Source organism: Ignavibacteria bacterium (assembly GCA_016873775.1).
GTDB lineage: Bacteria > Bacteroidota > Ignavibacteria > UBA10030 > F1-140-MAGs086 > JAGXRH01.
Genome location: VGWC01000102.1, coordinates 1 through 5688, shown reverse-complemented (window position 1 = coordinate 5688; position 5688 = coordinate 1). Strand labels below are relative to the sequence as shown.

The 5688-nt window shown below is 38.2% G+C and carries 3 protein-coding genes; 2 read left to right on the top strand and 1 reads right to left on the bottom strand.

The window, feature by feature from the left end; genetic code table 11:
* Window positions 1-891: 891 nt before the first annotated feature.
* Together FJ218_10605 and FJ218_10600 are read left to right on the top strand one after the other, a co-directional pair.
* The gene (locus FJ218_10605) at window positions 892-3006 is read left to right on the top strand and encodes a S9 family peptidase (GenBank protein MBM4167350.1); all 2115 of its coding nucleotides are present in this window, start codon (window positions 892-894) and stop codon (window positions 3004-3006) included.
* A gap of 330 nt (window positions 3007-3336) precedes the next feature.
* Window positions 3337-4437 (top strand): hypothetical protein, encoded by a 1101-nt coding sequence (locus tag FJ218_10600; GenBank protein MBM4167349.1) that lies wholly within the window; start codon window positions 3337-3339, stop codon window positions 4435-4437.
* A 75-nt stretch (window positions 4438-4512) separates the two neighbouring features.
* Here the strand turns inward: FJ218_10600 and FJ218_10595 are convergent.
* A partial coding sequence (locus tag FJ218_10595) for a hypothetical protein (GenBank protein ID MBM4167348.1) occupies window positions 4513-5688 on the bottom strand: 1176 nt, incomplete at its 5' end.

The following is a 5688-nucleotide window of genomic DNA, read 5'->3' as shown; positions in this document are numbered from 1 at the left end:
CTTCAAGGAAATTATCGAATCCATTGCGTTTGAAGCACGCAAGAGTGAATACGTTGACCAAAAATCCGGTGTGAGTGCGCGGCTCACAATTTCAGCGATGGAAAATTTAATTTCGAATGCAGAACGACGTGCAATTTTAAATAACGAAACGAAAATTGTTCCGCGTATTTGCGATTTGCAGCGTGTGCTTCCTTCGATGACGGGAAAAATGGAACTCGTGTTTGAAGGCGAACAAGAAGGAAGTACGAAAGTGAGTAAAGCGATGGTGGGAAAAGCAGTGCGCGAAGTTTTTAAATTTTATTTTCCCGACCCGACTGCAAGAAAAACTGAACACGGATTGGACCAACGCAGCGAAACTCGTTCCTCATCGCGCAAAACGGAATTTGATACGATTGTGCATTGGTTTGAAACCGGAAATCGTCTTGAACTTTCCGATGAAATGAACGGAGAAGATTTTTTTGTCTCACTCGAACAAGTTCCAACACTAAAAGACGTTGCAAAGAAATTTATGAAAGTGAATGAGCGCGATACGGAAGTGCTTGCTTCAACGATGGAATTTGTTCTCGATGGACTTCATCAATTTTCCAAAATTGCCCGCGATGAAATGGAGAATAAAATTTCTTACAAAGATATGATTTCGAGTATTTTTGTTCCGGGAAGAGAGGAAGATTAGGTTTTGTTTTGAATAATTAACTGCAACAGTTAGAGAATAACGAAATTCATACTTATTTGATATCGAATTTTGCTCACTCCTAAATTCAAAATTGAAGCTTTACACCTCGGAACATTCTAACCCAAATTCCCTTTGTTACTCCTTAGTAAAAAAATTGGAAATGAACCCACTTTCCGTTTATATTGCCCCGATTTTTTTTCCACTTAACTGAAAAACTTATGAAACTTCTCATCCTTTCCTGCTTATTCTCAATTTTATTCATTTCCTTTTCTCATTCTCAACCGTACAAATATCCGCAACCAAAAAAAATTGAACATGTTGATTCATATTTCGGAACGACAGTTTCGGACCCTTATCGTTGGATGGAAGATTTAGATTCCAAAGAAGTGGCAGAATGGGTAGCCGAAGAAAATAAAGTTACGTTTTCCTATCTGGAAAAAATTCCATTTCGTACACAACTGAAAGAACGATTGACCAAAATCTGGAATTATCCGAAATACGGTATTCCTTACAAAGAAGGAAAACAATGGTTCTATTCTAAAAATGATGGGCTTCAAAATCAGAGCGTAGTCTATGTTCAAAAAAATTTAGATGCGCAACCGGAAGTTCTTCTCGACCCGAATAAATTTTCAGCTGACGGAACTATTGCGTTAAGTGGGCAATCGTTTACAAACGATGGAAAATATCTTGCGTATTCTATTTCGCGCAGCGGTTCGGATTGGAGAGAAATTTTTGTGCTGGATGTTGAGAGTAAAAAGAAATTGAGTGATTCAATTAATTGGGCAAAGTTCACGGGAATTACGTGGCACAATGACGGATTTTATTACAGCGCGTATGACCCGCCGAAAATTGAAGGAACAACATATTCTGCAAAAAATGAATACCATAAAGTATATTATCATAAACTCGGAACATCTCAAACAGACGATAAACTGATGTATGAAGATAAAGAAAATGCATTTCGTAATTTCGGGATTTCCATTACAGAAGATGAACGATTTCTTATTCTTTCAGCATTTCAAAAAGGTTCAAACGGAAACGCGCTCTCTGTTCGTGATGAAAAAAAAGGCGAGACCGAATGGAAACCGATTGTTGTTACATTTGATGATGATGTAAATATTATTGACAACATAGACGATAAACTTTTATGTCTGACAAATAAGAATGCACCAAATCAAAAAGTTGTCCTTATTGACCCGGCAAATCCTGAAGAAAAAAATTGGAAAGAAATTATTCCTGAACGAAAAGAGGTATTAAGTTTTGTGCAAACCGCCGGAGAGAAAATGTTTGCAGTATATATGCAGGATGCGAGTAATCGGGTGTACCAATACGATTACCAAGGAAAATTAGAGAATGAAATACACCTACCGACGCTTTGCACGGTAGGTGGTTTTGGCGGAAAAAAGGAAGATACGTTCGTATTTTATTCCGTCACATCGTTTGTATATCCCAGTACGATTTTTAAATACGATATCTCAGCAAAACAATCAACACTCTTTCGTTCACCTGAAATTGATTTCTCTTTTGATAATTACGAAACGAAACAAGTTTTTTTCAAAAGTTACGACGGAACTTCGGTACCAATGTTTATTACAATGAAGAAAGGAACAAAACTGGATGGAAAAAATCCGACTCTTCTTTATGGGTATGGAGGATTTAATATCTCTCTTACTCCTTCGTTCAGTATTTCGCGGCTCGTGTGGTTAGAAAACGGTGGAATTTATGCACAGGCAAACTTACGCGGCGGAGGGGAATACGGTGAAGATTGGCATCAAGCAGGAACAAAGTTAAAAAAGCAAAACGTATTTGATGATTTTATTTCTGCTGCCGAGTATTTAGTTAAAGAAAAATATACATCTTCCTCATACCTCGCAATTCAAGGCGGCTCGAATGGCGGTCTACTCATCGGCGCAACGATTAATCAACGACCTGATTTATTTAAAGTCGCACTTCCGGCAGTCGGAGTAATGGATATGTTACGATTTCACAAATTCACAATCGGCTGGGCGTGGGTTTCCGATTATGGTTCAAGCGATAATTCCGAACAATTTCAAGCACTCTATAAATATTCTCCGCTCCATAATATTTCTGATAAAAAATATCCCGCAACACTGGTAACAACAGCCGACCACGATGACCGCGTCGTTCCGTCCCATTCGTTCAAATATATTGCAACGCTGCAAGAAAAATATACCGGCACCAACCCCGTCATGATTCGCGTTCAAACAAAAGCAGGACACGGTGCTGGGAAACCAACATCCGTTCAGATAGAAGAAGCGGCAGACATATTTTCATTTACATTTCATCAAATGAATATAAAGCCGGGAAAGTAGAATTATTTTTTTACAGACATAATTTTATCACGGACGTTAGATTAAAAATAATGAAATCTCTTTTGCTATCGAGCAAATGAGTAAGATTAGGCAGTGCTTCCTGAGGCAACGCTCGTATTTTTTCTAAAATGAGTTCTTTAGTTTTCATAATTATTGCATTGTTTTTTCTATCAAGTTGTGAGAAATAAATTTTCGGAGATTAAATTACTACTTTACTTTTTGGCTTTCAAATCTCTTTTTTCTTCTCATTCTATGCAGTATTTTAGAAACGAAATTTTAAGATTTGTAACAGATTCCGAATCAAATTCGGAATGACGAATTCTATAAGCAATGAAACTTTCCTATTCCAAATGGCGACCAGATTCGCAGACAGATGAACAACGATTGAAACAACTCGTTTCGTTGTTCAGTTATCTTACGTTGCAATCAAGCGGCGATGTGGAAAAAGCATTGGAGTGGCTTCGTCAACTTGCAGAAGAATATGGGATTTTTTCCGATGGAATGACGCTCGAAGATCTAATCGAACGACTCAAAGAAGAAGGAATCATTCAAGAGATTGACGGCGTTCCTTCTTTGACAGCAAAAGGAATTCAACAAATCAGAAGAGATGCACTGAAAGAAATTTTTTCTTCGCTCAAAAAAGGAACGATTGGCGTTCACGATACTCCCTATACGGGAAAAGGAATCGAGCGACTCAGTGAAACAAAAAAATATACGTTCGGCGATTCACCTCAGAATATTGATTTGCCTTCGACAATGTCCAACGCATTGAAACGCGAAGGCATTGACGATTTCCGTTTGCGTGAAGACGATTTGGAAGTGTACGAAACGGAACATCTCACATCGTGCGCAACCGTGTTAATGCTCGATATTTCTCATTCGATGATTCTCTACGGCGAAGATAGAATTACACCGGCAAAACAAGTCGCGCTCGCACTCATAGAACTCATTCAACAAAAATTTCCGAAAGATTATCTCGCGTGTGTTGTCTTTGGCGATGATGCAGCACTTGTTTCACTTGCAGAAATTCCGTTTATCTCTGTCGGTCCATTTCACACCAACACCAAAGCGGGACTTGAACTTGCGCGCCATTTGCTGCGAAGAAAAGGAAACGTGAACAAACAAATTTTTATGGTAACGGATGGAAAACCTTCGGCGATGTTTGAAGAAAACGGAACACTCTACAAAAATCCATTTGGACTTGACCAGCGCATTGTGAACAAAACAATTGATGAAGCAATGCAATGCCGACGAGAAAAAATTGCGATTAGCACGTTTATGATTGCCCACGACCCGTATCTCATCAACTTTGTCGAAGAACTTACTCAGGCAAACAAAGGTCGCGCGTATTATTCTCACCTCAACAATCTCGGCGAATTTATTTTTGTGGATTATATTCGGAACAGAAGAAAGAAGTTTAATGCGTTCTGAAAGTTATTTGTTAATCGTTATAAGTTATTAGGAAAACACGTTGCAAATAACAATTAACGTGTAACAAACAACCATTCACCTTTTTGTAGAAACTTCCAACACTCTCCCCTCGTTCATCGGTGGAAATTCAATTCCCAGTAATGAAGAAAGCGTTGTTGCTAAATCAATCGGTGCGCAATCTTCACTTGATTCTTTTTTTGAAATTCCTTTTCCAAAAAATATGAGTGGAACATGAGCATCGTAATGATACGGCGCACCGTGTGTCGTATTGGAACCTCTGTTTTCCTGATAATAGGGCTTCATCACAAAAAATACATCTCCGCTTCTTTTTTCATAAAAACTATTTTTCAGTTTCGTATAAAACGGAGTTTGTCGTGAACCGTTTTTCAATTCATCACTTCGAAACACGTCACCGATTTCTGTCATTTGCAATAACGAATCTTGAATAATGTTTGCCGCTTGTTCGATGGAAATATTTTTCATTCTGCACGCTTTCTCGGAAATATAAATGTTATGATGAATAACGAAATCAATCCAGTGTGTTGTATCTGAAAATGTTCCGAAAGTATTATTGAGAAATCGTTCAGTGAAAAACCGAATTTCTTTCGGAGTTATTTTTCCAACATCAGCGTTAGGGAAACGGGTTTTCACATAATCGGGAATCGGTGCAATACCGTGGTCTGCAGTGAGTGTAATAAGACAATTCTTTAACCCAATTCGTTTATCGAGATATGAAAAAAAATCTTCCAACAATCTATCCGTGCGAATTGTTATATCCATTACTTCTTGACTATGCGGTCCGTAATTATGACCAACATAATCGTTTGCAGAAAAACTAACGCACAACATATCTGTTACGTTACGTGAACCAAGTTGCTCATTCTCTATCGTTTCTTTTGCAAATTGCAGCAGAACATCATTGCAAAACGGGGAAGTATAAAATGCTTCATAATACGATTTCGTTTTCGGAGTTTTTTCTTTTCCCTGAATCACGTGCGGAAACATTAATCCCAAGCCATCTTCATCGCTCTCGTACTTCGCATCATCACTATCGCAGAGTGTGTTGTATTCCTTTTCTGCGAGAAGTTTATTCCAACTCGTCCCAAAATAGGAATCAATATTTTTCTTTGCGTTAAATTTCTTCACCCAATCCGAGAGTGATTGCATATAATAATCGGAAGAAGTGAACATCGAATCCTCTATCCAATATGCCGCATTTGCAAATTTGCCCGAAGGAAAAATCGCCGCTCT